Source organism: Streptomyces sp. NPDC007205 (assembly GCF_040634095.1).
Taxonomy (GTDB): Bacteria; Actinomycetota; Actinomycetes; order Streptomycetales; family Streptomycetaceae; genus Streptomyces.
The window spans coordinates 35719-61133 of record NZ_JBEYEW010000027.1 but is presented as its reverse complement, the minus strand read 5'-3'; the positions used below and the strand labels follow the sequence as shown (position 1 = coordinate 61133).

The following is a 25415-nucleotide window of genomic DNA, read 5'->3' as shown; positions in this document are numbered from 1 at the left end:
GCGGGGGCCCATGGCACAGCTCATCTGGAACGGACTGTTCGTCGGTTCGTTCTACGCTCTGGTCGCCCTCGGCTACAGCATGGTCTACGGCGTCATCAAACTGCTCAACTTCGCCCACGGCGACCTCTACATGCTAGGGGCCTTCTCCGGCTACACGATGGTCGGCGCACTGGGCGGAGCCATTCCGGGCGGTTCGTTGATCGCGTTGTTCGTCGTTCTCGCGCTGGCGATGCTGACGACCGGCCTCAGTGGCGTCGTGCTGGAGCGCGTGGCCTACCGGCCGTTGCGCGGAGCGCCGCGGCTCTCCCTGCTGATCACTGCGGTGGGCGCGTCGTTCGCATTGGAATACGGTGTCCGTATCGTCGCGGGCCCCAGCCCGCAGGTCTACCCCATACGCCTCGACGGCACGGGTGTGTCGGTGCTGGGCGCCGAGATCACCTTGCAGCAGCTCGTCTTCATGGCGGTCGCGGTCGGCCTGATGGCGGCCCTCAACGCCTTGGTCATGCACAGCCGACAGGGGCGGGCAATGCGTGCCATCGCGCTCGATCCGACGGCGTGCCTGTTGATGGGCGTGGACGTGAACGCGGTCATCTCTCGCACCTTCTTCATGGGATCGGCCCTGGCAGGAGCGGCCGGTGTCATGTCCGGCGCTTACTACGGGAAGATCGATTTCCTGATGGGCTTCATCATCGGACTGAAGGCGTTCACTGCGGCCGTCATCGGCGGCATCGGCAATATGAAGGGCACCATGCTGGGCGGCCTGGTCCTCGGTCTCGTGGAGTCCTTCAGCACCAGTTGGTTCGGGGGCCAATGGCGGGACGTGTTCGCCTTCGGGTTCCTCATCGTCTTCCTGACCGTGCGGCCGACCGGCCTGCTCGGCGAGCGAGTGACGGAGAGAGTGTGATGGCTGCCGTCCAAGATCCACCCGTCAGGTCTCTCAGGGGCCGCGGCCCCTCGTTCCTCACACGACTCCTGGAAAGCCGAAGGGTCGGCTGGGCCGGGCTGGCGATCGCCCTGCTCTCGCCCTTCGTCATCGCCACGCCGTACGCGCTGAACGTCATGACCAGCGCTGGCATCTTCGTCATGCTCGCCGTCGGTCTGAACATCGTCGTCGGCTACTGCGGCCTGCTCGACCTCGGCTTCTCCGCCTTCCTCGCCGTCGGCGCGTACACCAGCGGGATCCTCGCGACGCAACTGAAGCTGCCGCTCGTGGCAACCGTGCCGGCGGTCGTCGTGGTGACGGTGCTCGCCGGAGTGGTGATCGGAGGCCCGACGCTGCGGCTGCGCAGTGACTATCTGGCCATCGTCACCCTCGGCTTCGGCGAGATCATCCGGATCGTCGCCAGCAACCTGCACGTCACCGGCGGACCGTCCGGCATCTACGGCATTCCGGGGCTGCTCGGCGACAGGTTCTCCGACCCGGTCGTCTTCTACTACACCACCGTGGTGATCGTCTCCGTCGCGGTGCTGTTCGCCGCCCGACTCGGCCGCTCCCGCATCGGCCGCGCCTGGCGGTTCATCCGTGAGGACGAGGACGCGGCCGAGGCCAGCGGGATCAACACCTACCGGGTCAAGCTGGCGGCCTATGTCGCGGGTGCGGTCTGGGGCGGACTGTCGGGCGTGTTGTTCGCCGCCCAGCTTTCGGCGGTTTCCCCGGCCAGCTTCACCTTCCTGCAGTCCGCCCTCGTTCTGATGGCGGTCGTGCTGGGCGGCATGGGTTCCACCCGCGGCGTCGTGCTCGGTGCCGTCGTCATCAGTCTGTTGCCGGAGCTGCTGCGGGGTCTGGCCGACTATCGGTTCTTCGCGTTCGGTGTGCTGCTCATCGTCGTGATGCTGCTCCGCCCGCAGGGACTGTGGCCGCACCGCTCGCGCGAGACCGGAAAGCCGATGGCGCGGAGTGCGGCCGGTGCCCTGGACGTGCCGGCGAAGGAGGAAGTGTGATTCTCGAAGTACAGGACCTGCGGCTAGCCTTCGGCGGGGTCCGCGCCGTCGACGGCCTCAGCTTCTCGGTTGGTGAGGGAGAGATCGTCTCCGTCATCGGCCCCAACGGTGCTGGAAAGACCTCCGCGTTCAACTGCGTGAGCGGGTTCTACAAACCGACCGGTGGTGCCGTCCGGCTGGCGGGGGAGGAAGTGACGGGCCGGCGCCCTTCGGCGATCGCCGCCCGCGGGTTGGCCCGGACCTTCCAGAACTTGCGGCTGTTCGGTGAGCTGTCGGTACTGGACAACGTGAGGGCGGGCACCCACCTGTGGTTGAAGCAGAGCGCACTCGACGCGCTGTTGCACACCCCCCGCTACCGGGCCAGCGAAGACCAGAGCACCGACGAGGCCCAGAAGTGGCTGGACTTCGTCGAGCTGCGGGGCGACCGCACCGGCCTCGTACGCCACCTGCCCTACGGCGAGCAGCGCCGGGTGGAGATCGCCCGGGCCTTGGCTCGGCGGCCGAAGCTTCTGCTGCTCGACGAGCCGGCCGCAGGGCTCAACCACGGCGAGAAGGCCGAACTGCTCGCGCTCGTCCGCCGGATCCAGAAACTGGGCGTAGCGATCGCACTCATCGAACACGACATGGGTCTGGTCATGGAGGTCTCCGAGCGCATCGTCGTGCTGAACTTCGGAAGGGAGATCGCGGACGGCCCTCCGGATGACGTACGGCGCAACCCTGCGGTCGTCGAGGCCTACCTCGGCCGAGACGCCGACGACGAGGTTCATGCCTCCGGCACCGGATGCGCAGGGGAAGGGGTGGACCATGCTTGAGATCCGCGACCTCAACGTCGCTTATGCGGGGGTGCAGGCGCTGCGCGGTCTCGACGTCACCGTAGGTGAGGGGGAGATCGTCACGCTGCTCGGCAACAATGGTGCGGGCAAGACCACCACGCTGTCGACTGTGTCTGGGCTGGTGAGACCCACCGCGGGCAGGATCGTGCACGCCGGTGAGGACATCACAAGGATGGCTCCCTCGAAGATCGTGGCCCGTGGGGTGGTGCACGTCCCCGAGGGACGGCGCATCTTCAGCACGCTGACTGTGCACGAGAACCTGCTCATCGGCGGGTATCCGAGGCGCAACCGCGTTGAGCTCGCCCACCGGGTGGACGAGGTCTACGAACTGCTGCCACGGCTGGCCGAGCGACGAGCCCAGCACGGCGGGACATTGTCCGGCGGCGAGCAGCAGATGCTCGCGATAGGCCGGGCCCTGGTCGCCCGGCCACGCCTGCTGATGCTGGACGAACCCTCGATGGGCTTGGCACCCCTCATGGTTGCCGCGGTGATGGAGGTCATCAAGGACATCAACCTCAGCGGAACTGCGGTGCTCCTTGTCGAACAGAACGCCACGGCCGCGCTGAAGATCGCACATCGAGGGTATGTGATCGAGAGCGGGAAGACCGTGCTGGAAGGGCGAGCGGCCGACCTGTCCCGAGATCCGCGGGTCGCCGAAGCCTATCTCGGCACGGCGTAGGAACCTGCCACACCCAGATATACCGCGCTCGGTGAGCCGCCGACCGGGACTGGGAGCCCAGGGGAGCTCCCGGGGCGTCTGACCTATCCGCATTATTGGCCGAACAGAACCAGCCAATCCTGCTCGCGACAGCGTGGACACTCCACAATCCGACGGTGGCTGCCAAGTACTCGGCAGCCGGCTACGTCGATCCCCTACGACAGTGGGTGGAGAACAGCCCTGCGATTGCAGGCCCTAGCAAAGACATAGCCGGTAAACCGCTGACCCGCCTCCCCGCACGAGTAGCCGCCCCAGGGCCCTACTCGCCCTGCATCTCCAGCTGTCGACCACGCCACTCCACCACGGCCGCGAGCTAGCACATCGCAGCCACCCGGGCCTGAGGCCCGGATCCATTCCTGCATTCTGGAGGCATGCCATGAGCTTCCCAGCCAGCGCGGGACGCCGGCTGTCCGCCGCGCCGCTACTGGTCCTCTCCGCACTGCTCGCCCTGTTCGCCCTGGTGCTCGTTCCCGCCGATCCCGCCCACGCGTACAACGGGAGCACGTCTGCGTGTTCATTCACGGGAACGACGGGTTACACCGATGAAGGTCAGCAGAACAACATCGCCGGCGATGCCAATCGTTTCCAGGTGCCCTTCGATCCCACCGGGACGGCGACCTCGAAGACGATTCGGGTGGGCTTGCTGTACGTGGACTTTCCGGACGCCACGGGCACCGGGACCCTCGCCGACTACTACAACCGACTTTCGCCTGCTGCCAACTGGATGTGGAACGGCTCGTACGGCCACACCTGGCTCAACATCCAGGCACCCCTGAACAAGTGGCTGCGCATGCCGTCGAAGTCCACTTCATACGGTTGGCCCGGAACCCCGCCGTACGGCAGCCAACAGCAGGACGTGCTGGACGCCACGACAGCCGCCGCAAACGCCGGTGTCAACCTCTCCCAGTACGACATGTTCTACATCGTGCCCACCAAGAACGCGGCTTCGATCAACAATTCGCCCACGTACATCTGGAACTCCAGTGCGCCTGGCGTGGTCGTCAACGGCACGACGGTCAAGTGGGCCGTCACGTTCGGTCAGGACATCTGGGGGTCCTGGGGTTACCACATCGCCGACCACGAGACCGGTCACACGTTCGGGCTGCCCGACCTCTACGCCTTTACTGGGGACCTGCACCGATTCGTCGGCGGCTGGGACATCATGGGCAATATCGGTGGGCCGGGTAACCAGTACTTCGGCTGGCAGTCCTGGAAGCTCGGCTGGACCAGCGACAGTGAGGTTTCCTGCATGACCACCCCAGGCACGTCGCTGCGCACCCCGTTGAATCCGGTGGAATACGCACCCGTCAGCGGCAGATGGCGGATCGTCGTGCTCAAGACCGGTTCAACGTCCGCCTACGTCGTCGAGTCGCGAAGGTCGGCGTTGAACGACCCCAGCCTCTGCTCCACGGGCGTACTCATCTACAAGGTCGACTGGTCCGTCGACACCGGCAAAGGGCCGATCCATGTGGTGGCCAACCCCAACGCAGCGCCGCCCCCCTCGGGCTGCACTGCGCTGGACATGGACACCTGGCAGCCCGGTCAGACCTTCACCGATTCCAGCAGCAATGTCACTATCTCCGTGGTGAGCGGCCTCTCCAGCCCGAGCGGCGACACGGTGGATACGTCCATGTGATCGTGAAACGCGAGAGGTTCTGACTCCTGGTGCGGCGTGGCCGGTGCGTCATATGCCGACCACGCCGCGGCGGGCCGTCCTCGGGCCACGTCAGCACCCGCTGGGAGGATGAGACCGTGCGTCTGGAGGCGTACGGTGCTCCTGGCGGACTGTGTTTGGTCTGTGACCCTCAATCACCCACCGAGCGCCGGTGGACGCCCTCTTCGAGTCGGTGCGAACGGTGGCCACCGTCGGCCCGGCGCCCCGCACGGCTCGAACGCCTACCTCATGTTCGCCAGCCTCGCGATGCTGGTCACCGGCTCTGCAACCGAGTGCACAGCCGCAGGCCCACTTGCCCAGGCCCTACGACCACCACGTGGCCCGCCCGGGGAAGCGCCCGAGGACCCACCATAGGTGTCGGCGCTATCGCGGTGGAACGCGGCCCGGCAGCTCCCCACCTCCGGTTGGCCCGAGCACTCGGTGTGCCCGTGGTCATCGCCGACGCCAACGACAGTTTTGCGCTCCGCGGTCTCAACCTCCACAAAGCTGGGGCCATAGCCGCCGTCGCCTCCAATGATCTGGACAACATCGCGGTCTCCGTGGCTGCACGGGCGGTGGCTCCAGATCTACGCGTGGTCATTCGGGCCCGGGCCCTCTCAACGATGAAACTCTCCGATCAGGCACCGGCATCGGAATCCCGCGTCCCGGAGTGCGTAGTGGGCGATGGTTCATATGCCTCGCCAGGTTGGTGGTGATTCGTTGGTGAGGTGGCAGGTCGCCAGGGCGATTGTCGCGACGTAGATCATGGCCGTGGCTACCGGTCGGTCCTGGCTCGTGCTGATACCTGGCCGGTTACGAGCTCCTCACGGTCGCCCGGCGCGGGCTTCGCACCGTCTTCGGCGGACGGGGCGGTTGCAGCCCTCAGATCGCTGCCGGAAGCTTCCTCGATGCTCGGCAGCACGGCTCGCGCCGGGTGAGGGCCTCCTCTCGGAGCGCCGCAGGCCACCCGGTGGCAGCGGCGGATCGATCTCCGCGGAGTGCCATCTCGATCCTTCTGGGGTGAGAGCTGGGACCCGCTGGATCAGCCGCAGTGAGGCGGCGGGGCGGGGCGGGCACGCCGTCCCGACGAGGGGGTAGACGCCGTACCTCGGTCCATAACCTCATGTTATGCGGATATGAGGGCTCCCCGAAGAGGTCAGACACCGGCCAGCCTTCCTCTCACAACTGTGAAATGTCACATGGCAAAGGGAGTCCGTTGTGAGAACAAGACGAGCCGGGCTGGTCATGATGGCGGCCCTCGGGCTCGTCGCCGTTGCCGGTTGCGGGGGAGCCGGCAACGGCGACGACGGTGGGCAGGGCAAGGCAGCGAGCAAAGGCGGCACGCTGTACGTGCTGTCGCCCCTGGACCTGGAGCACCTCGACCCGGCCCGCAACTACGTCACTTCGTCCGAGGATGTGGGCCGCCTCATCTACCGGACGCTGACGACTTTCGCGGCGGCGCCCGGCCAGGCCGGGGGCAAGATCGTGCCAGACCTTGCGACAGACCTCGGGCGGCCCAGCAATGGGGCCAGAACCTGGACCTTCACGCTCAAGGCCGGCGTGAAGTACGAGGACGGTCGGCCCATCACCAGTAAGGACATCAAGTACGGGGTCGAGCGGACATTCGAGGCGGAGCTGCCCGAAGGGCCGCCGTATGCCCGCACATGGCTGGAGGGTGGTGACACGTACAAGGGCCCTTCCAAGGACAAGTCCGGGATCGCTTCGATCGAGACTCCCGACGACAAGACGATCGTCTTCAAACTGAACCGCCCAGTGGCCGACTTCGGCTCCGCGGTGTCGTTGCCGATGTTCGCCCCTGTGCCCGCGGACAAGGACACCGGCGTCGCTTACGACGCCAGGCCCTTCTCCTCCGGCCCATACAGGATTGCGAAGTACGAGCTCAAGAAGGAGCTCACGCTGGTCCGCAATACGCATTGGAGTTCGGCAACCGACTCCGTACGCAAGGCGCTCCCGGACAGGATCGTGATGGATCTCAATCTGGATCCGGCGGTGATCGACCAGCGGCTCATCGCCGGTGTGGGACAGGACGCCGACGCAGTCGAGTTCGAGCCGATCACGGCGGCCTCCGTCGGACCGGTGATGGGCAACCCGGCACTTCGCCAGCGACTGGTCACAGGTGACTCGATCAATACCCGGTATCTCAGCATCAACACCAAGCACAAGCCGCTGGACGACGTCCGGGTGCGGCAGGCGATCGCGTACGCCCTCGACAAGGACGCGCTTCGCACCGCTCGGGGCGGACCGGTCGCCGGGGATATCGCCAAGACTCTGCTGCCGCCGTCGACGCCGGGCTTCGCTCCCGACAATCCGTATCCGAGCCCGGACGACAAGGGGGATCCGGCCAAGGCGAAGGCGCTGCTCGCCGCAGCCGGCCGTGCTTCGGGTGTCACTCTCACCCTCGACGCTCCGGCGACCACCACGGGCAAGGCGCAGGCCGAGGCGGTGCAGGCATCCCTGGCCCGGGTCGGTATCACGGTGCACATCAACGCGATCGCGACGTCGGCGTTCTACAGCACGGTGGGTAACACGTCCCAGGAGCACGACCTGGTGATCGCCGGTTGGTCGTCCGACTGGCCCGGTGCCTCCACCTATCTGCCGACCGTCTTCGACGGAAGGCAGATCACCGCGCAGGGGAACAACAACTACGCGCAGTACAACTCCGCCAAGGTCAACGCACGGCTGGACCAGATCGCCAAGATGAAGGACCCGGCGGCTGCCGCAACGGCGTACGGGCAGTTGGCCAAGGACATCATGCGGGACGTACCCGTTGTGCCCTTCCTGTGGGACAAGGCGGCCATCCTCGTCGGGCCGAACGTCACCGGAGCTTACGGTCACATCGCCTGGGTCGGGCGTCTGGACCTGGTCTCGCTGGGGCTGCGCAAGTGACCACGACGCTCTCCACCTCGGTGTCGTCCGGCACGACACGTCGTGTCGGACGACAGGAAGCATCATCGTTGCGACGGCTGCTGGCGCAGCCGTCCGCGGCGGCCGCGCTCGCGGTGGTCGTCGTACTGGTGTTGCTCGCTCTTGCGGCCCCCTTGATCGCCTGGTTCCTTGGCACTTCTCCGACGGAGTTTCACAGTGACGCGGTGGATCCGGCGCTCGGAGGGCTGCCGCGCGGCGCGGCGGGGGGGATCAGCGCCAAGCACTGGTTGGGAGTCGAGCCGGTCAATGGCCGGGACATCCTGGCACGTGTCGTCTACGGCGCGCGGGTCTCGCTGCTGATCGCGGTACTCGCCACCGCCACGTCGCTGGTGCTGGGAACGGCGCTCGGCCTGGCTGCCGGCTTCTTCGGCGGCTGGACCGACGCTGTCATCGGCAGGCTGATGGACCTGCTGATGTCGTTCCCCAGCCTGATCTTCATGATCGCGCTGATCTCCGCTGCGCCCGGTGTGAACCGGCAACTGCTCTTGGTGGTCGTGCTCGGCTTCTTCGGCTGGCCGTACGTCGGGCGCATCGTGCGGGGACAGGCGATGGTGCTGGCCCGCGGGGAGTTCGTGGCAGCCGCCCGGGTGCTCGGCGCCTCCCGGCGCGCACTGCTGGTGCGGGAGGTGCTGCCCAACCTGACCGGGCCGGTCCTCGTCGTGGCGACCATGTCGATCCCGAGCTACATCGCCACGGAGGCGGGCCTGTCCTTCCTCGGCGTCGGGGTGGTGCCGCCGACCCCGTCGTGGGGCCAGATGATCGCCTCCGCAGTGCCCTGGTACGCCGCCGACCCCGTCTACTTCCTGATCCCCGGCGCCTTCCTGTTCGTCACCGTCCTCGCGTTCAACGTCCTGGGCGACGCCGTTCGGGACGCCCTCGACCCACGGAGCAAGCGCCGATGATCGTCTACGTGCTCCGCCGGCTGGCTGCGACGGCGGTGATCCTCCTGGTGATCTGCGCTGCCACCTTCGCGATCTTCTACCTGATGCCGGCCGATCCCGCGCAGGGGGCCTGCGGCAAGGCCTGCAGCCCGGAGCGGATTGCACAGATCCGCACAACCCTCGGCCTGAACCACTCGCTGCTTGTGCAGTTCCGCGACTATCTCGTCGGCATCTTCGCCGGCCGGACCTATGGCACCGGGGCACAGGCCGTGCAGTGCCCGTTCCCCTGCATGGGCTTCAGTTTCCAGACCAATCAACCCGTGTGGCAGTTGCTGACGGACCGGCTGCCGATCAGCGTCTCGATCGCGGCGGGCGCGGCGGTGCTCTGGCTGGCGGTCGGCGTCGGAGCGGGCGTGGTGTCCGCTCTGCGCCGCGGCAGCATCTGGGACCGCACGGCGATGGTGGCCGCGCTCGGCGGCGTCTCACTGCCGATCTACTTCACCGCTCTGGTGCTGCAGTACCTGCTCGTCGTCAAGCTCGGCGTGTTGCCCTACCCGCACTTTGTCCCGGTCAGCGCTGACCCGATCGGCTGGGCCCAGTCGTTGCTCATGCCCTGGATCACGCTGGCGATGCTCTACGCCGGGGTCTACGCCCGGATCACGCGCGGCGAGATGCTCGACAGCCTCGGTCAGAACTACGTGCGAACCGCCCGCGCCAAGGGCCTGCCCGAGCCGACCGTGCTGCGGCGCCATGCACTGCGCCCGGCGCTGATGCCTATCGTGACGATCTTCGGGATGGACATCGGTGCGTTGCTCGGCGGCGCGCTCATCACCGAGTCGGTGTTCGGCCTGCCCGGCGTGGGCAAGCTCGCGGCCGACTCGATCAACAGCGCGGATCAGCCGGTGATCCTCGGCGTGACTCTGTTCGCCGCGAGCTTCGTGGTGCTCGCCAACGTCATGGTGGACCTGGTCTACGCGGTCCTGGACCCGAGAGTGAGGGCCGTGGGATGACCTTGCTGACAGTACGTGATCTGACCGTTGACTTCGGTTCCGGGGTACGTGCCGTGGACGGGCTGGACCTGGACCTGCAGGCCGGGGCGGTGCTCGGCGTGGTCGGCGAGTCGGGCAGCGGTAAGTCCGTCACCAGCCTCGCGATCATGGGTCTGCTGCCGGATGCCCGCGTCACCGGGGAGATCCGGTTCGACGGGCAGAACCTGACCGGTATGGGCCGGCGGGCCCTGCGCAGACTGCGCGGGGACCGGATCGCGATGATCTTCCAGGATCCGCTGTCCTGTCTGAACCCCTACTACCCCGTGGCGTTCCAGATCGCCGAGGCATACCGGGCGCACCGCGGTGCCGGCCGCCGCGAGGCGCATCGGGTCGCGGTGCGGATGCTGGACCGGGTCGGCATTCCCGAGCCCGAGCGACGCGCCCGCGCCTACCCGCACGAGTTCTCCGGCGGCATGCGGCAGCGGGTCATGATCGCGATGGCGCTCTGCCTGGAACCCGACCTGCTCATCGCCGATGAACCGACCACCGCGCTCGACGTCACCGTGCAGGCCCAGATCCTGGAACTGCTGCGGGAGCTGCGGGAACAGTCCGGTACAGCGATCATGCTCATCACCCACGACATGGGTGTGGTCGCCGGACTGGCAGACCAGGTCGTCGTGATGTACGGCGGCCGTGCAGTCGAGCGCGGCGGGGTCCGCGATGTGTTCTACCGGCCGCAGGACATCTACACCAGGGGGCTGCTCGCCTGCGTGCCGCGCGTCGACGGGGCGCTGCCTCACCGTCTGCCCACCTTGCAGGCACCAGTCGTGGAACACGCATCGCTCAAGACACCGGAGGTGACGCCGTGAAGGCGCCACTGCTCGAAGTCCAGAACCTCGTCAAGCGCTTCCCGGTGCGGCACGGCCTGACCCGGCGGCTGGCCGGCTACGTCGCGGCCGTTGACGGCGTATCACTGCGGGTGGGGGCCGGGGAGACGCTCGGCGTGGTCGGCGAGTCGGGCTGCGGCAAGTCGACGGTCGCCCGGTTGATCACCCGTCTGACCGAGCCCACCTCCGGCACGATTCGCATGGCCGGCCGGGAACTGGACAAGCTGGACGAGGCCGAGATGCGACCCGTCCGCCGAGACCTCCAGATGATCTTCCAGGATCCGTTCTCATCGCTGAACCCGCGCAAGACGGTCAGGCAGATCCTGACCGCTCCGTTCCGCTACCAAGGGCTGGCTCCTGACCAGCCGGTGGAGCACCTGCTGGAGAGGGTCGGCCTGCGGCCAGAACACGCCGACCGCCATCCGCACGAGTTCTCCGGCGGCCAGGCCCAGCGCATCGGTATCGCCCGGGCGCTGGCACTGCGGCCCAAGCTGGTGATCTGCGACGAGCCGGTCTCCGCCCTCGACGTGTCCGTGCAGGCACAGATCCTCAACCTGCTCCAGGACCTGCAGGACGATTTCGGGCTCGCCTATGTCTTCATCGCACACGACCTGGGCGCCGTCCGCCAGATCAGCACCCGCATCGCCGTCATGTACCTGGGCACCGTGGTGGAGACGGCCGACCGCGACACGCTGTTCGCCCGTGCCGCGCACCCCTACACCCATGCCTTGCTGTCGGCGGTGCCACTGCCCGATCCGGACGCCGAACGTGCCCGCGAGCGCATCGTGCTCCACGGGGACCTGCCCAGTCCGCTCAATCCGCCCAGCGGCTGCCCGTTCCGGACCCGCTGTCCCAAGGCAGCCGAGATCTGCACCGCCGAGCGGCCGGCACTGCAGTTGATCGCTCCGGGCCAGGAAGTCGCCTGTCACTTTCCCGAGCCGTTGACCGACGAAGGAACGCCATGACCCGCACCTACCGCCTGCCTGGTGTCGCGGTGACCGATCATGTCTTCACCGTGCCGCTCGACCATGCCGATCCGGCCGGCCCCTCGATCCAGGTCTTCGCGCGCGAGCTGGTCGACCCGGCTCTGGCCGGGCGGAAGCCGCCCTGGCTGCTCTATCTTCAGGGCGGCCCGGGAGGCAAGTCGCCGCGGCCGTTGAACGCCACCTCCGGCTGGCTGGCCCGTGCCCTGAAAACCCACCGGGTGCTGCTGCTGGACCAGCGCGGCACCGGCCGCAGCACCCCGGTCACGGCCCGGTCGGCCGAGCGGTTCTCCTCCGCCCAGGAGCTGGCCGACCATCTCTCCTTCTTCCGCGCCGACTCGATCACTGCGGATGCGGAACTGATTCGGCATCAGCTGTGCGGAGACGAGCCGTGGGAGACGCTCGGCCAGAGCTACGGCGGCTTCATCACCTTGACTTATCTCTCCCAAGCTCCTCAAGGGCTGCGTGCCTGCTACGTCACCGGCGGTCTGCCAGGACTGGACGCCACCGCCGACGCCGTGTACACCGCGACCTATCCGCGGGTCAGCGACAAAGTGGCCGCCTACTACGACCGCTACCCCAGCGACCGCCGGCTGGTACGGCAGATCGCCGACCTGCTCGACCGGCAGAGCTTCCACCTCCCCGACGGCGACCAGCTCACCGTGCGCCGGTTCCGCACCGTGGGCCTGATGCTGGGGATGGGCGACGGCTCCGAACGCCTCCACTGGTTGCTGGACGAGGCCATCGCCCCTGACGGCGAGCTTTCGGCGACCTTCCTGTACCAGGTGATGAACCTGACGGCCTTCGCCGACAACCCGCTCCTCGCCGTCTTGCAGGAATCCATCTTCGGGCAGGGAAAGACACCCACCGACTGGGCAGCCGCCCGCATCATGGCCGCGTTTCCGGAGTTCGACGAGGACGCCGATCCGCTGCTGTTCACCGGTGAGATGTTCTACCCCTGGATGTTCGGGGAGATCGCGGGACTACGCCCTTTTGCGGGAGCGGTCGAGTTGCTCGCCGAGCGGTCCGACTGGCCCCGGCTCTACGACCTGCCGAATCTGGCTGCCAATCGTGTCCCGGTGGCCGCGGTGATCTACCACGACGACATGTACGTGGATGCAGACCTGTCCATGCAGACAGCGCGCTCCGTCAGTGGGTTGCGCGCCTGGGTCACCAACGAGTGGGAGCACGACGGCGTCACCGCCTCGGGTGACCGCGTCCTGGCCCGCCTGATGGACATGGCAGCCGGACGGTCCTGACGTTCGGCCGCCACCCAAGAGGAGAGCAAGGAGAGACATGTCCAAGATCAGACGCAAGGTCCGGCCGCTCGGCATTGCGCTCAGCGTGCTCATCCCCCTGGCGGGCGCCACGCCGGTGGCGGCTGCCGCCTCGCACCTCCCGACCACCGGCGGCACCCCGACCACCGGCGGCACCCCGGCCTCCGACTGCGCCCTGGCCGGCAGGACGGGCTGGACCGATGAGGGGCACAACACCGACTACACCCAGTTCCAGCAGCCCATCGGCACCAAGCATGTGCTCATGCTGTTCGTCGACTTCCCCGACGCCCAGGCCACGGATTCCACCGCCGCTTACCGCAAGGAACTCGCCGGAGCGCCTGACTGGATGCGCAAGGACTCCTACGGGCGACTGGGGCTCGACATCACCCCGATGAAGCGCTGGGTGCGGATGCCGCAGGACTCCACCACCTACGGCTTCCAGCGGGGCATCACCTTCCAACAACATGAGTTGTACGTGAGTCAGGCCGTCAAGGCCGCTGAACCGTATGTCGACTTCTCCAAGTACGACATGCTCTACATCGTCGCCAACAAGGCCGCCACGGCGATCAGCTTCTCCCCGACATACCTGTACGACCCCACCACCACCGGCATCGTCGCCAACGGCAAGCGCATCAAGTGGGCGGTGACATTCGGCCAGGACATGTGGCACTGGGGCTTCAAGGTCGCCGACCACGAGACCAGCCACACCTTCGGGCTGCCCGACCTGTACTCCTTCACCGGCGAGACCCACCAGTACGTCGGTGGCTGGGACCTCATGGGCAACATCGCTGGACCCTCGCCGCAGCATGTGGGCTGGGAGCGCTGGAAGTTCGGCTGGATCGACGACGACCAGGTCTCCTGCCTCAACAAGCCCGGCAGCCGCAAGGTGCGCCTGAAGGCCGTCGAAAGCCCGGGCGGGACCAAGATCGCTGTGATCCGGACCGGCGAGACCACCGCGTACGTCGCAGAATCCCGCAAGGCCGTCGGCGCCGATGCCAAGGCCTGTTCAAGTGGCGTACTCATCTACAAGGTCGACTCGTCCACCCAGACCGGCAACGGTCCGATCCAGGTGGTCAACGGCAACGCCGGTGCCACCGCACCCACGGGCTGCACATCACTCGACATGGCCGCGTTCCGACCCGGACAGTCCTTCAGCGACCCCAGCACCGGAGTCCGGATCGACGTCAAGAGGACCAGCGCTCTCCACGACGACATCTCCATCAACAAGCAGTAACCCCAGCGGTCGCCGTGACCAGCAGGCCCGCCGCCGACGCCGTGGCAGCTACGGCGGCAGACCCACCAACTGTGACCCGGCACGCCATGCCCGCCCGCCAGCCAGAACTTAGCCCTTCTGTTTGTACAGTTCGAGGTTCCTGTTGACGAAAAGGTGCACATAGCCGCAGTTCCAGCAGATCAGGCCGGTTGCCGACTCGTTCGCCCAACCCCAGTTCATGAACTCCATGCCGGAGCTGTTGAGCTTCACCTCACGGTCCCTGAAGAGGTCACCCTGACAGAAATTGCATTTGATCCACACGCCCCCGAGAGCCGCGCGAACAGGTTTGGCCATGTCTCCGTCTTTCCTGTGAGCCGTTGGAGTGGTGCGCCCGTCTCACCCACACGAACTGCGTGGCGGGCAGCGTAATCGGGCCCCCGAACCAGGTCACGCCACCGCATCAGTCCCGTGACCACCCGGTTCACGAAGACGGCGATGGCGTTCTTGGAATCAGGCGATGCCTGGCCGGTGCCGGGCATCGCGGCGACCGACGAGGAACCAGAGCAGACATCCGAGGAAGGGGGCCGCAAAGGCGAAGGCGACCCAGACCAGCTTCATCCCTCCGGTGAGGCCGGACCTGACGATGCTGAGCAAAGCGCCGAAGAACCACGCGAGAGCGCCCACGACTACAGCAGCTCCTGCGCAGGCGATCACGATGTCGCCCGTAGGGGCAAGGGCAATCCGGTGTGCGAGCTGTGCATGCATCGTTCATTCTTCCTGTTGCTGGTGGGGATTCTCAGTGGGCCTGGCCGGGACGGCCTCGGGTGAGGGCAGTGCGGCGGCTGTTCCCGGATACCGACCGCGTCATGGGCGAGCCCCTGTCAGGACCGGCGTACCGCTGCCCACAGCAGATAGACGCCGACGGCGATCGGGAATGCCAGCAGGGCCAGGCCGAGGGGAATGAACAACGCTCCGAGGCCGAGGCTGATCCCGCCTGCGGGAATCAACCACTGCGCCACCCCGAAGGCCAGCGGCGCGAGGGCGGCCACCGTTCCGAGCACCTTGTCCCGCTTGAGCCACTCTGAGCTGGCCCACAGCAACCAGATCGCGCCGATCACGGGGATGCAGCCCAGCACAGGGAAGGCGTTGAGGACCGTCATGGGGCCGGCCACTACCAGCAGTACCAGCAGGGCGACGGGACGCACCCAGCTCACCTGCGGAGCGGGAGGGGCGGGCGGCTCATCGCCGAGTGCCGTTGCCGCGATGGTGCGCGGGTCGCCGAGACGCGTGAGCACGGCGCGGATCCCGTCGTCGCCGGAAGTGGACTCCTCGGCGAGGGCGACGGCGATGTGCTCCTCCAGGTCGGCCAGCAGTTCGTTGCGGCGTTCCGGGCTCAGGCCGGCCGCCTCCCGCGCCACGGTGGCCAGGTAGTTCATCACCAGCGGGTGCTCGGTGGTCATCATCGCGGTCTCCTGTCAGTCGGTGACGAAGTGGTCGACCGCGTCACGGAAGTGCGGCCAGATGGCGGTGAACTCCTTCAGCGCCGCATGCCCCGCAGGCGTCAGCTCGTAGTAGCGCCGCGGGGGCCCGCTGGGGGACTCCTGCCAGCGGGTCTCCACCAGTCCGTCACGGCGCAGCCGCGACAGCAGGGGATAGATGGTCCCCTGGCTGGTGACCATGACGTTCACCGCGCCGAGGATTTCGAGCAGCTCCACGCCGTAGCGCGGGCCGTCCCGCAGGATCGCGAGCACGCAGTACTCCAGCACCCCCTTGCGGAGCTGGCTCTCCGCCTTGCCCGCCACCGGCTTACCTGCGATGTCAGGTTCCATGCGATGCAAAGTACCTGGTTATCTCTCACAAGTCCAAAGACGATGTCGGTGCATCACCTACGCGGGTAGCCCGTGATGCGGGCCATGGGGATCCGACAGCACAGTGACCCGTCGGACAGGCCCTGGTGCGGCGCTGGCCGGCGCTGAACGCCGTAACCCGCGGGGCTCACTCCGGCAGTCGCAGCGCGTTCGGGTGACGTTCGCACCACCGTGCGTACGCCGGGGAGGCGGCACACGTGGCCAGATAGCCCTTGCCGACCCTGCGGGCAATGTCGTCACCGTGTGGGGCCAGCGGTCCGTCGCGACGCCAGGCGAGCACGTGGCGGTACCAGAGCGGATTGCCGGACAGAGGGCGCACCGCGACGCCGGGCACCTCGATGAAGGTCGCCTGGCAGAGGCTGATGGCCAGGCCCGCCCGGACGATTTCGATCAGCTGCCGGCCTTCCGCCTCGAAGGGCGTGTACGGCTGACGGTCCATCAGGGAAAAGACGGATGCCCAGTACTCCCTGGTGCGGTCGCTGTCGGGGCGGGGCATGGCCCAGTCTTCCTCCATGAGCTCGCTCAGGCTCGTCTCTTCGCGGGCGGCCAGCGGGTGGGTGGACGGGAGCAGGGCGAAGACGGGTTCGGTGACGACCGGGCGCAGTGCGACTCCCTCGCGCGGCGGGAGCTCCTGGCCCGGGTTGTCGCCGAGGACCGCCGCCTCCAGGCGTCCAGCCGCGAGATCATCCAGCAGTGGCGATGGGGAGTACTGGCATCGGGTCGTCACCTCGGAGCCGGGAATCAACTCTCGTACGGCCACGATGAGATCAGCCAGCAGCGGGGCGCCGACCGATCCGAGGCGGACGCGTCCGGGGGCGGTTCCGCAGCGGGCGGCGCGGGCGGTGTCGGCCAGCAGGCCGTCGATGCCCGGCAGGATGGCCCGAGCCCGAGTGAGTACCAGTTCGCCCAACGCGGTGGGCACGGCGCCGGTCTGTCCGCGGTCGAAGATCGGCCCGCCCAGCACGGCCTCGATGCGTCGCAACTGGGCGCTGAGCCCAGGCTGGGTCATGCGCAGCGACGCGGCGGCTCGGGTGAGACTTCCAGCCTCCGCGACAGCGCAGATCACTCGCAAATGCCGTACCTCGAGATCCATGGCGCGGATGGTACGGAGCGGTGGGGTTCTTCTGGCAGGGGCGGGACGGTCACAGTCCCGTCAATGTCAGCCATGTCAGCCATGTCAGCCAGGACATGAGATCGGTTGGTGCAGCGACCCTTGGCAAGGCGCTGTGCAATGTGAAATATTACAGGTGTGTTCAAGAGAAGCTCCTCGGACGTGATCGTCGTCGGAGCGGGGGTCGTCGGCGCGGCCTGCGCCTACTACGCCACCCGCGCCGGTTTTTCGGTCACCGTGGTGGACCGCGGCCCTGTCGCGGGTGGGACCACCGGCGCCGGTGAGGGCAACCTCCTGGTCTCCGACAAGGAGCCCGGTCCCGAGCTCGAACTCGCGTTGCTCTCGAAGCGGTTGTGGCGGGAGTTGGCCGGCCTGCTCCCCCTGGAGATCGAATATGAGGCCAAGGGCGGCCTGGTCGTCGCCTCCGATGCGGCGGGAATGCAGGCGCTGCGGGACTTCGCGGCCCGGCAGGAGAAGGCGGGTGTCGAGGCGGAGGAGATCCCGGCCGACCGGCTCACGGACTTCGAGCCGCACCTCGCGCCCGGACTGGCGGGCGGTTTCCACTACCCGCAGGACGCCCAGGTCCAGCCCGCCCTCGCCGCCGCTCACCTGCTGCGCGCCTCCGGCGCACGGATCCACCTCGGTGAGGAAGTCACGGAGGTCCTTACGGACTCGAATGGTGAGGTGACCGGTGTGCGGGCGGGGACCGGAGTCCTGCACGCCCCGTTCGTGGTGAACGCGGCCGGTGCCTGGGGCGGCGACCTGGCCCGGCATGCGGGTGTGGAGCTGCCCGTCCTGCCTCGTCGCGGCTTCGTCCTCGTCACCGAACCGCTGCCGCGGGTGGTGCGGCACAAGGTGTACGCCGCGGACTACGTCGCCGACGTGGCGAGCGGATCGGCCGCGCTGCAGACCTCGGCCGTGGTGGAAGGAACCCCGGCGGGCCCGGTGCTGATCGGTGCGAGTCGCGAGCGGGTGGGCTTCGACCGGACGCTGTCGATCGAGGTCCTGCGCCGCCTCGCCGCCAACGCCACCGCATTGTTCCCGGTACTGGCCGGTGTGCGGGCCATGCGGACCTACGCGGGCTTCCGCCCCTACCTCCCCGATCACCTGCCGGCAATCGGCCCCGATCCACGCGTGCCCGGACTGCTGCACGCCTGCGGTCACGAAGGAGCGGGCATCGGACTGGCTCCGGCCACGGGCCTGCTCATCGCCCGGCTGCTCACCGACGGTGAACTGCCCCTGGATGTCCGCCCGTTCCGGCCCGACCGCTTCCTGTCCGCTGCTTGAACGTCGTTCTCAGAGAGGAGGCCGCAGTGGCCCGTACGCCTGCTGAACTGGTCGGGGCGCAGCCCGATCCGTCATTCGAGATCACCGTCGACGGTCGTACCATCACCGCGCTGCCCGGGCAGTCCGTCGCCGCGGCCCTGTGGGCAGCGGGCATCGTCGCCTGGCGCACTACGCGGGGCGGTGGCCGCCCACGCGGCGCGTTCTGCGGCATCGGGCAGTGTTACGACTGCCTGGCCACCGTCAACGGCGAGCCCAACAGGAGGGCCTGCCTGCTCCCCGCACGCCCCGGCGACGCAATCATCACCCAGGAGGGAGACGGCCATGCCGAGCTCGGTGTCTGAACCGTACGACCTGGCGGTGATCGGCGCAGGCTGCGCCGGGCTCGCCGGCGCCGTCACCGCATCGGAAAGGGGTTTGTCGGTCGCCGTTCTGGATGCCTCGGGGCAGCTCGGCGGTCAGTTCTACCGGCACCCCGCCCCGGCCCTGGGAGCCGAACGGCCGCAGGCGCTCCATCACGACTGGGCCGCCTTCGCGGACCTGCGCCGACGCCTGGAGGCAAGCGACGCCGAAACACTCGTCGGTCATCACGTCTGGTCCGTGGCCGCGGAGAGCGACGGAGTGTGGGCCGTGCACGCCCTCACCGGTGCCGACGGCGACGGGGAGCGGCCGGTCCGGGTGCGAGCCCGAGCGATCCTGCTGGCGACCGGTGCGTACGAGCGGCAGCTGCCCTTTCCCGGCTGGACGGTGCCTGGAGTGGTGGGCGCCGGGGGAGCCCAGGCGATGCTCAAGTCCGGGCTCGTGCTCCCCGGCAGGCGGATCGTCGTCGCGGGCAGCGGGCCGCTGCTGCTCGCCGTCGCCTCCTCTCTCGCCGCGGCCGGTGCGCGCGTCCCTGCCGTCGTCGAGGCGTCCGGCTACCTCGGGTACGCCCGCCATCCGCATGCCCTGGTCACCAACCCGGGCAAGCTCGCCGAGGCCGCAGTCCACGGCACGGCGCTGCTGCGCCACCGCGTACGGCTGCGCACCCGCAGTGCGGTCACGCAGGTGCACGGCACCGCCCGCGTGGAGGCCGTGACCATCTCCCGCATCGACCCGCAGTGGCGGCCGGTACCGGGAACGAGCCGACGGATCGTGTGCGACGCGCTCGCCGTGGGACACGGGCTGGTCCCGCAGATCGAACTGGCGACCTCCCTCGGCTGCGCAACCCGGCGAACACCCGACGCGAGCTGCGCCCTCGTTCTGGACGACCTGCAGGAGACCTCCGTCCCCGGCATCTGGGCGGCCGGCGAGACCGGCGGCATCGGCGGCGCTCAGCTCGCCCGTGCGGAGGGTGAGTTGGCGGGTCTCGCGGTGGTCGCCCGGCTGCGCGGGACGCCGTTCCTCGCCGTCGCCCGCCGGGCCCGGGAGCTACGCCGTCGCCGTGACCGGATGCGCGCCTTCGCCGACGCCATGGCCGCCGCGCACGCCCCCGCCCCCGGCTGGACCGACTGGCTCACGGGGGACACGGATGTCTGCCGCTGTGAGGAGGTGACCGCCGGCCGTATCCGGGACGCCGTCGTTGACTTCGGAGCCCGCGACGCCCGTACGGTCAAGCTCCTCACGCGCGCGGGTATGGGCTGGTGCCAGGGCCGGGTCTGCGGGGCAGCCGTGGCCTGTCTCGCGGCAGGCGGAGACGGGGGAGTACCGCGGTCCGCCGAGCGCCGACCCCTCGCGGTACCTGTACCACTGGGAGTGCTCGCCTCGCTCGACGAGCCGGGCGAGAGCAGGTCAGAGGACTGACTGAGCGGGCTCCTCTTCATAGACGCCATCGTGCGTCACTATAAAATGTCACACACTATGGAAGGGTCGACAAGACAATGACCTCCACCTCCTGGAACTCCGACCGCCCTTGGCGCGGCATCATGGTCGCCACCGCGCTCCCGCTGCGCGCGGACCTCTCGGTCGACTACGACGCCTACGCCGAGCACGTCCGCTGGCTGATCGACAACGGTTGCGACGGAGTGGTCCCCAACGGCTCGCTCGGCGAATACCAGACCCTCACCTCCGAAGAGCGCGCCCGCGTCGTGCGGACCGCCGTCGAAGCCGCGGGCGACGGTGCCCGGGTGATGCCCGGGGTCGCCGCCTACGGCAGTGCCGAGGCACGGCTGTGGACCGAGCAGGCCGCCGAGGCGGGCTGCGGTTCGGTGCTGCTGCTGCCGCCGAACGCCTACCGTGCCGACGAACAGGCCGTACGCGCCCACTACGCGGAGGTCGCCCGGGCGGGCGTGCCGGTCGTCGCGTACAACAATCCGATCGACACGAAGGTGGACCTGCACCCGGCGCTGCTCGCCCGCCTCCACGCCGACGGCAGCGTGGTCGCGGTCAAGGAGTTCACGGGTGATGTGCGCAGGGCGTACGAGATCGCCGAACTGGCCCCCGGGCTCGATCTGCTGATCGGTGCGGACGACGTCCTGCTGGAGCTCGCGATCGCCAGGGCCGTCGGCTGGATCGCGGGGTATCCGAACGCCTTCCCCGCCACCTGCGCCCAGCTCTACCATGCCGCCGTCGCGGGCGACCTGGAGACGGCGCTGCCTCTTTACCGGTCGCTGCACTCGCTGCTGCGCTGGGACTCCAAGATCGAGTTCGTCCAGTCGATCAAGCTCTCCATGGACATCGCCGGCCGCATCGGCGGCCCCACCCGCCCGCCGCGCTCCCCGCTCTCCGCCGAGATCGAGGCCGGGGTGCGCGCCGCCACCGAGAAGGCCATCGCCCAGGGACATCACTGAGCGGGCCCGCGCCCCTCCTGAAAGGACGTTCGTGCGTACTCGCAATGTCTTCCACGCCGTCGACTCGCACACCGAGGGCATGCCCACGCGCGTGATCACCGGAGGCGTCGGAGTGATTCCCGGTGCCACCATGGCCGAGCGCAGGCTCCACTTCATCGAGCACCTGGACCACCTGCGCACGCTCCTGATGTACGAGCCGCGCGGCCACGCCTCCATGAGCGGCGCGATCCTCCAGCCGCCGACGCGCCCCGACGCCGATGTCGGCGTGCTGTACATCGAGGTGTCCGGCCTGCTCCCGATGTGCGGGCACGGCACCATCGGCGTGGCCACCGTGCTCGTCGAGACCGGTATGGTCCCCGTCACCGAACCGGTCACCACCGTCCGCCTCGACACCCCCGCCGGGCTCGTCTCCGTCGACGTCCACGTCGAGGACGGGGCGGCGAAGGCGGTCACGTTCACCAATGTCCCCGCCTTCTGCGTCGGCCTCGACCGCAAGGTGGAGGTGCCCGGGTACGGGACGGTGACGTACGACATCGCCTTCGGCGGGAACTTCTACGCCTTCGTCGAACTCGACGCGTTGGGGCTGCCGTTCGACCGGTCCCGCAAGAGCGACCTGCTGGCGGCGGGGCTCGCCGTCATGGACGCGATCAACGCCTCCCCGGACCGCCCCGTCCACCCGGTGCAGCCGGAGATCGCCGGGCTCAAGCACGTCTACCTCGCCGCGCCCGGATCCGACGCACAGCGCTCACGTCACGCCATGGCCATCCACCCGGGCTGGTTCGACCGCTCCCCGTGCGGCACCGGCACCTCCGCACGGATGGCTCAGCTCCACGCCCGTGGTGCTCTGCCGCTGCACCAGGACTTCGTCAACGAGTCCTTCATCGGCACCGAGTTCACCGGCCGTCTCCTGGCGCAGACCGAGGTCGGCGGGATCCCCGCCGTCATTCCCAGCATCACCGGACGTGCCTGGATCACCGGCACCGCCCAGTACTTCCTCGACCCGGACGACCCCTTCCCCGGAGGTTTCCTCCTGTGACCACCGCTCCAGCCCCGGTCGTCTCACGCAACCCGGCCGACCCCTCCGACATCCTGGTGCAGGTCGCCGCGCCGGGGGCCTTCGCTGCCGTCGACGGCGTGGAGCGGGCACGAGCCGCCCAGCCCGGCTGGCTCCTGAGCGGCGCGAGCGCTCGCGCGGCCGCGCTCGGTGCCGTCGCCGCCGCCATCGATGCCGCCGCGGACGAACTGGCCGCCCTCGCCGTGCGCGAGGTCGGCAAGCCGGTCACCGAGGCACGCGCCGAAGTGGCCCGCACCGCCGCCATCTGGCGGTACTACGCCCAGGCCCCCTTCGAGTCCACGGGTGCCGTCCACGAGGCGGCCGACGGTGTGGGGCTTCTGCTGACCCGACGCCGCCCGCACGGAGTCGCGGCCCTGATCACTCCGTGGAACTTCCCCTACGCGATCCCCAGCTGGAAGGCGGCCCCGGCGCTTGCGACGGGCAACACCGTCGTGCTGAAGCCGGCACCGGAGGCCACCGCGTGCGCCCAGCGCCTGGCCGAGATCGTCCACCGGGCCGTTCCCGCCGGGGTTTTCACCGTGCTGCCCGGCGGACCCACCGAGGGCAACGCCCTGCTCTCCGCCGCCGACGTGGTTTCCTTCACCGGCTCCACCGCCGTCGGCCAGGCCGTCGTCCGCACCGCCACCGCGCGGGGCGTCCCCGTACAGGCCGAGATGGGCGGGCTGAACGCGGCGATCGTCCTGCCCGACGCGGACATCCCGCGGGCCGCCGCACACATCGCCGCCGCGATCGCCGGATACGCCGGGCAGAAGTGCACCGCCACCAGCCGGGTGATCGCGGTCGGCGCCGCCCACGACCCGCTGCGCGAGGCCCTCGCCGAGGCTCTGCGAGCACTCCCGGTGGGCGACCCGGCCGACCCGGCCACGGTGTGCGGACCGGTCATCGACGAGCAGGCCCGCGACCGGGTGATCCGGGCGAGGGAGGATCTGTCGGTCATCGCCACCGCCGCCGCCCCCGACGGGACGGACGGCTGGTACGCGTCACCCGCCCTGGTCGAGAAGGTGCCGCCCGGCTGCCGGCTGCTGCGCGAGGAGGTCTTCGGACCGCTGGCCGCGCTGCTGCCCGCCGACGACCTGGCGCACGCGGTCCGTATCACCAACTCCGTCCCGTACGGCCTGGTCACCTCGGTGCACACCGGCTCGCTCGACGCGGCAATGCGCGGGCTTGATCAGCTGGACACCGGCATGATCCGCGTCAACGCCCCCTCCAGCGGCGTGGACTTCCACCTGCCCTTCGGCGGAGCCAAAGCGTCCAGCCACGGCCCGCGTGAACAGGGACGCGCCGCCCTGGCGTTCTACACCTCGGGCCGCACCTACACACTGGCACCCGCAGGCACCTGAGACGCACAGGCACCTGCGCTGACAACGTGACATTGTACGCTGGTGATCCGCTCGGCCACGAGGACACAGGGCACGAAGGGAAACACCCGACCATGGGCCACCTCAAGCAGCGCAACCTCATCACCACCAGGGAGCGGCTGCGCGACCAGGTCGCCCACGCCCTGCGCGCCGCGCTGATCTCCGGCGAACTGCGCCCCGGCGAGGTCTACTCGGCACCCGGTCTCGCGGAGGATTTCGGCATCTCCGCGACACCGGTGCGCGAGGCGATGCTGGACCTGGCCCGTGAGGGCCTCGTCGAACCTGTTCGCAACAAGGGGTTCCGCGTCACCCAGGTCAACGAACGCGACCTCGACCAGTACACCGAGATCCGCACCTTGATCGAGGTGCCTATGGTCGGCCGGATCACCGGCAGCGCCACGCGCGAGGACCTGGAGGCGCTGCGCCCGGTCGCCGAGGAGATCGTGCGCGCTGCGCGTGAGCACGACCTCATCGGCTATCTGGAGGCCGACCGCCAGTTCCATCTCTCCCTGCTCGCGCTCGGCGGCAACGACCGGCTCGTCGAGACGGTCGGCGACCTGCGCAAGCGGTCGCGCCTGTACGGGCTGACCGCCCTGGACGAGCGCGGCCAGCTGATCCCGTCGGCCGAGGAGCACATCGAACTCCTCGACCTGATGGTGGCGGGCGACGCGAAGGGCGCCGAGAAGTGCATGGGCCGCCACCTCGGACATGTGCGGTCTCTGTGGGCCAAGGGGGCAGGAGACATGGAGCCGGTCGGGTAGTGCTGTAGCGGGCCGGGCGCCGCCCAGGGATCTCATAGGCCGCAGAGGACATCGCGCGGTGTGATACAGCGCTTCAACAAGATCGGCCCTGTCTGCTTGGACCCGCGGTCACGTGAGGCCACCCCGGCCAAGGGGGTCGCGGCATGTGAACCACCTCTCGGGGTCAGTCCCTGAGCGGGGCGGAAATGCCAGATGGTTCGCTGCGGACCGGCAACCTGCCGAGCGACCGGGACCGGCACAGCCCAGGGTCCCCATCGAGTCTCAAACCGCCGTCAGCGAGGAGCTGCTCGCACCAGATGGTCTTGCCGCTGCGGTATGCCGTGTGCCCCACCGATGTGTGAGCTGAGCAACGAGGAGCAGCCCGCGTCCTCCCTCGTGGATGTGGTCCGCCGGCGGCGGCAGGCCACTGGAGCGGGAGGTCGCAGGCGTCAGCCGGCCTTGGAAGGTTCCTCGGCCCGGGCTCATGCGCTGGCGAGACGGTAGGAGTCGGAGCCGTCTCGATGATGGCGCCGTTGAAGGTGAGGCTTATGTCTTGCGGCGGCCTGGGGCCGGGAGTGTCCAGCCGCGCCACGGCTGCGGCGGAGTCGGCCAGGCGGTGTGCGAGGCTAGCGTGGCGGTGGCCCCCAGACTCGGGCGTTCCCCCCGGTCGTCGGGGCCGGTGGCCAGAGTGTCAGCATCCGGCGGCCCAGGAGCCAGTGGCCGGGCATGCGCGAGGCGTCGAGTCCGTCGCGAGTACGGGTCCATTCCGGGGAGTGGCTGGTCTCTTCACAGCTCAGGAGAGGCCTCATCGGCGCCCCGACACGGAGTCGTCGTAGCGGTCTCCCCACGCTCTTCCTGAGGTGTGGTGGGGACCGTGGCCGGAACCATGCTC

General features: G+C 68.8%; 25 protein-coding genes and 1 pseudogene. 20 read left to right on the top strand and 6 right to left on the bottom strand.

Features of this window, described 5'->3' with window-relative positions:
* Window positions 1-10: 10 nt before the first annotated feature.
* The 13 genes from ABZ624_RS31990 (at window position 11) to ABZ624_RS31930 (ending at window position 14343) form a co-directional block, all read left to right on the top strand.
* The gene (locus ABZ624_RS31990; protein ID WP_360096783.1) at window positions 11-904 is read left to right on the top strand and encodes a branched-chain amino acid ABC transporter permease; all 894 of its coding nucleotides are present in this window, start codon (window positions 11-13) and stop codon (window positions 902-904) included.
* Window positions 904-1941 (top strand): branched-chain amino acid ABC transporter permease, encoded by a 1038-nt coding sequence (locus ABZ624_RS31985; protein WP_360096780.1) that lies wholly within the window; start codon window positions 904-906, stop codon window positions 1939-1941. The genes ABZ624_RS31990 and ABZ624_RS31985 overlap by 1 nt, the downstream gene beginning before the upstream one ends.
* Window positions 1938-2753 (top strand): ABC transporter ATP-binding protein, encoded by an 816-nt coding sequence (locus ABZ624_RS31980; protein WP_360096777.1) that lies wholly within the window; start codon window positions 1938-1940, stop codon window positions 2751-2753. The genes ABZ624_RS31985 and ABZ624_RS31980 overlap by 4 nt, the downstream gene beginning before the upstream one ends.
* A complete protein-coding gene (locus ABZ624_RS31975) occupies window positions 2746-3453 on the top strand; it encodes an ABC transporter ATP-binding protein (RefSeq protein ID WP_360096774.1) in 708 nt (235 codons plus the stop codon). Before ABZ624_RS31980 ends, ABZ624_RS31975 begins: the two co-directional genes overlap by 8 nt.
* A gap of 415 nt (window positions 3454-3868) precedes the next feature.
* The gene (locus ABZ624_RS31970; protein ID WP_360096771.1) at window positions 3869-5128 is read left to right on the top strand and encodes a M6 family metalloprotease domain-containing protein; all 1260 of its coding nucleotides are present in this window, start codon (window positions 3869-3871) and stop codon (window positions 5126-5128) included.
* A gap of 29 nt (window positions 5129-5157) precedes the next feature.
* Entirely contained in the window at window positions 5158-5862 is a 705-nt protein-coding gene (locus ABZ624_RS31965) for an NAD-binding protein (protein ID WP_360096768.1), read from the top strand.
* Between the two features lie 502 nt (window positions 5863-6364).
* A complete protein-coding gene (locus ABZ624_RS31960; RefSeq protein WP_360096765.1) occupies window positions 6365-8053 on the top strand; it encodes an ABC transporter substrate-binding protein in 1689 nt (562 codons plus the stop codon).
* A gap of 68 nt (window positions 8054-8121) precedes the next feature.
* Entirely contained in the window at window positions 8122-8994 is an 873-nt protein-coding gene (locus tag ABZ624_RS31955; RefSeq protein WP_360096762.1) for an ABC transporter permease, read from the top strand.
* Complete coding sequence (locus ABZ624_RS31950; protein WP_360096759.1) at window positions 8991-9983, top strand: ABC transporter permease; 993 nt, start codon at window positions 8991-8993, stop codon at window positions 9981-9983. The genes ABZ624_RS31955 and ABZ624_RS31950 overlap by 4 nt, the downstream gene beginning before the upstream one ends.
* Window positions 9980-10831: an ABC transporter ATP-binding protein gene (locus ABZ624_RS31945; RefSeq protein WP_360096756.1), complete on the top strand. Its 852-nt coding sequence runs from the start codon at window positions 9980-9982 to the stop codon at window positions 10829-10831. The genes ABZ624_RS31950 and ABZ624_RS31945 overlap by 4 nt, the downstream gene beginning before the upstream one ends.
* Window positions 10801-11814: an oligopeptide/dipeptide ABC transporter ATP-binding protein gene (locus ABZ624_RS31940; RefSeq protein ID WP_360096872.1), complete on the top strand. Its 1014-nt coding sequence runs from the start codon at window positions 10801-10803 to the stop codon at window positions 11812-11814. The genes ABZ624_RS31945 and ABZ624_RS31940 overlap by 31 nt, the downstream gene beginning before the upstream one ends.
* Entirely contained in the window at window positions 11811-13091 is a 1281-nt protein-coding gene (locus tag ABZ624_RS31935) for an alpha/beta fold hydrolase (RefSeq protein ID WP_360096753.1), read from the top strand. Before ABZ624_RS31940 ends, ABZ624_RS31935 begins: the two co-directional genes overlap by 4 nt.
* 37 nt (window positions 13092-13128) lie before the next feature.
* Window positions 13129-14343, top strand: a complete 1215-nt coding sequence (locus ABZ624_RS31930) for a M6 family metalloprotease domain-containing protein (protein WP_360096750.1) — start codon at window positions 13129-13131, stop codon at window positions 14341-14343.
* Between the two features lie 108 nt (window positions 14344-14451).
* Here ABZ624_RS31930 and ABZ624_RS31925 read toward each other — a convergent pair whose 3' ends face one another.
* The 5 genes from ABZ624_RS31925 to ABZ624_RS31905 all read right to left on the bottom strand — a co-directional run bounded on the left by ABZ624_RS31925 (window position 14452) and on the right by ABZ624_RS31905 (window position 17283).
* On the bottom strand, window positions 14452-14592 hold the full coding sequence (locus ABZ624_RS31925; protein WP_360096747.1) for a hypothetical protein: 141 nt from the start codon (window positions 14590-14592) through the stop codon (window positions 14452-14454).
* A gap of 240 nt (window positions 14593-14832) precedes the next feature.
* Complete coding sequence (locus ABZ624_RS31920; RefSeq protein ID WP_360096869.1) at window positions 14833-14940, bottom strand: PLDc N-terminal domain-containing protein; 108 nt, start codon at window positions 14938-14940, stop codon at window positions 14833-14835.
* A 263-nt stretch (window positions 14941-15203) separates the two neighbouring features.
* A complete protein-coding gene (locus ABZ624_RS31915; protein ID WP_360096744.1) occupies window positions 15204-15785 on the bottom strand; it encodes a hypothetical protein in 582 nt (193 codons plus the stop codon).
* Window positions 15786-15797: 12 nt separating this feature from the next.
* Window positions 15798-16151, bottom strand: a complete 354-nt coding sequence (locus ABZ624_RS31910; RefSeq protein ID WP_360096741.1) for a PadR family transcriptional regulator — start codon at window positions 16149-16151, stop codon at window positions 15798-15800.
* A gap of 166 nt (window positions 16152-16317) precedes the next feature.
* The gene (locus tag ABZ624_RS31905) at window positions 16318-17283 is read right to left on the bottom strand and encodes a LysR family transcriptional regulator (RefSeq protein ID WP_360096738.1); all 966 of its coding nucleotides are present in this window, start codon (window positions 17281-17283) and stop codon (window positions 16318-16320) included.
* 156 nt (window positions 17284-17439) lie between these two features.
* Here ABZ624_RS31905 and ABZ624_RS31900 point away from each other — a divergent pair, with 156 nt between their 5' ends.
* The 7 genes from ABZ624_RS31900 to ABZ624_RS31870 all read left to right on the top strand — a co-directional run bounded on the left by ABZ624_RS31900 (window position 17440) and on the right by ABZ624_RS31870 (window position 24544).
* Window positions 17440-18588, top strand: coding sequence for an FAD-binding oxidoreductase (locus ABZ624_RS31900; protein ID WP_360096735.1), 1149 nt, complete (start codon window positions 17440-17442; stop codon window positions 18586-18588).
* A 26-nt stretch (window positions 18589-18614) separates the two neighbouring features.
* Entirely contained in the window at window positions 18615-18929 is a 315-nt protein-coding gene (locus ABZ624_RS31895) for a (2Fe-2S)-binding protein (RefSeq protein ID WP_360096732.1), read from the top strand.
* Complete coding sequence (locus ABZ624_RS31890) at window positions 18910-20364, top strand: FAD-dependent oxidoreductase (protein WP_360096729.1); 1455 nt, start codon at window positions 18910-18912, stop codon at window positions 20362-20364. Before ABZ624_RS31895 ends, ABZ624_RS31890 begins: the two co-directional genes overlap by 20 nt.
* A gap of 77 nt (window positions 20365-20441) precedes the next feature.
* Window positions 20442-21350: a dihydrodipicolinate synthase family protein gene (locus ABZ624_RS31885; RefSeq protein ID WP_360096726.1), complete on the top strand. Its 909-nt coding sequence runs from the start codon at window positions 20442-20444 to the stop codon at window positions 21348-21350.
* A 31-nt stretch (window positions 21351-21381) separates the two neighbouring features.
* A complete protein-coding gene (locus tag ABZ624_RS31880) occupies window positions 21382-22386 on the top strand; it encodes a proline racemase family protein (protein WP_360096723.1) in 1005 nt (334 codons plus the stop codon).
* Window positions 22383-23765, top strand: coding sequence for an aldehyde dehydrogenase family protein (locus ABZ624_RS31875; protein ID WP_360096720.1), 1383 nt, complete (start codon window positions 22383-22385; stop codon window positions 23763-23765). The genes ABZ624_RS31880 and ABZ624_RS31875 overlap by 4 nt, the downstream gene beginning before the upstream one ends.
* Window positions 23766-23857: 92 nt before the next feature.
* Window positions 23858-24544 (top strand): GntR family transcriptional regulator, encoded by a 687-nt coding sequence (locus ABZ624_RS31870; protein ID WP_360096866.1) that lies wholly within the window; start codon window positions 23858-23860, stop codon window positions 24542-24544.
* Between the two features lie 277 nt (window positions 24545-24821).
* Here the strand turns inward: ABZ624_RS31870 and ABZ624_RS31865 are convergent.
* Window positions 24822-24919, bottom strand: a pseudogene (locus tag ABZ624_RS31865) (ATP-binding protein); the annotation flags it as partial.
* Between the last annotated feature and the right edge of the window lie 496 nt (window positions 24920-25415).

Coding starts and splice junctions, on each gene's coding strand:
- ABZ624_RS31990 (WP_360096783.1), top strand. CDS start 11: ATGGCACAGCTCATCTGGAACGGACTGTTCGTCGGTTCGTTCTACGCT.
- ABZ624_RS31985 (WP_360096780.1), top strand. CDS start 904: ATGGCTGCCGTCCAAGATCCACCCGTCAGGTCTCTCAGGGGCCGCGGC.
- ABZ624_RS31975 (WP_360096774.1), top strand. CDS start 2,746: ATGCTTGAGATCCGCGACCTCAACGTCGCTTATGCGGGGGTGCAGGCG.
- ABZ624_RS31970 (WP_360096771.1), top strand. CDS start 3,869: ATGAGCTTCCCAGCCAGCGCGGGACGCCGGCTGTCCGCCGCGCCGCTA.
- ABZ624_RS31950 (WP_360096759.1), top strand. CDS start 8,991: ATGATCGTCTACGTGCTCCGCCGGCTGGCTGCGACGGCGGTGATCCTC.
- ABZ624_RS31945 (WP_360096756.1), top strand. CDS start 9,980: ATGACCTTGCTGACAGTACGTGATCTGACCGTTGACTTCGGTTCCGGG.
- ABZ624_RS31935 (WP_360096753.1), top strand. CDS start 11,811: ATGACCCGCACCTACCGCCTGCCTGGTGTCGCGGTGACCGATCATGTC.
- ABZ624_RS31930 (WP_360096750.1), top strand. CDS start 13,129: ATGTCCAAGATCAGACGCAAGGTCCGGCCGCTCGGCATTGCGCTCAGC.
- ABZ624_RS31920 (WP_360096869.1), bottom strand. CDS start 14,940: ATGAAGCTGGTCTGGGTCGCCTTCGCCTTTGCGGCCCCCTTCCTCGGA.
- ABZ624_RS31915 (WP_360096744.1), bottom strand. CDS start 15,785: ATGATGACCACCGAGCACCCGCTGGTGATGAACTACCTGGCCACCGTG.
- ABZ624_RS31910 (WP_360096741.1), bottom strand. CDS start 16,151: ATGGAACCTGACATCGCAGGTAAGCCGGTGGCGGGCAAGGCGGAGAGC.
- ABZ624_RS31905 (WP_360096738.1), bottom strand. CDS start 17,283: ATGGATCTCGAGGTACGGCATTTGCGAGTGATCTGCGCTGTCGCGGAG.
- ABZ624_RS31890 (WP_360096729.1), top strand. CDS start 18,910: ATGCCGAGCTCGGTGTCTGAACCGTACGACCTGGCGGTGATCGGCGCA.
- ABZ624_RS31885 (WP_360096726.1), top strand. CDS start 20,442: ATGACCTCCACCTCCTGGAACTCCGACCGCCCTTGGCGCGGCATCATG.
- ABZ624_RS31870 (WP_360096866.1), top strand. CDS start 23,858: ATGGGCCACCTCAAGCAGCGCAACCTCATCACCACCAGGGAGCGGCTG.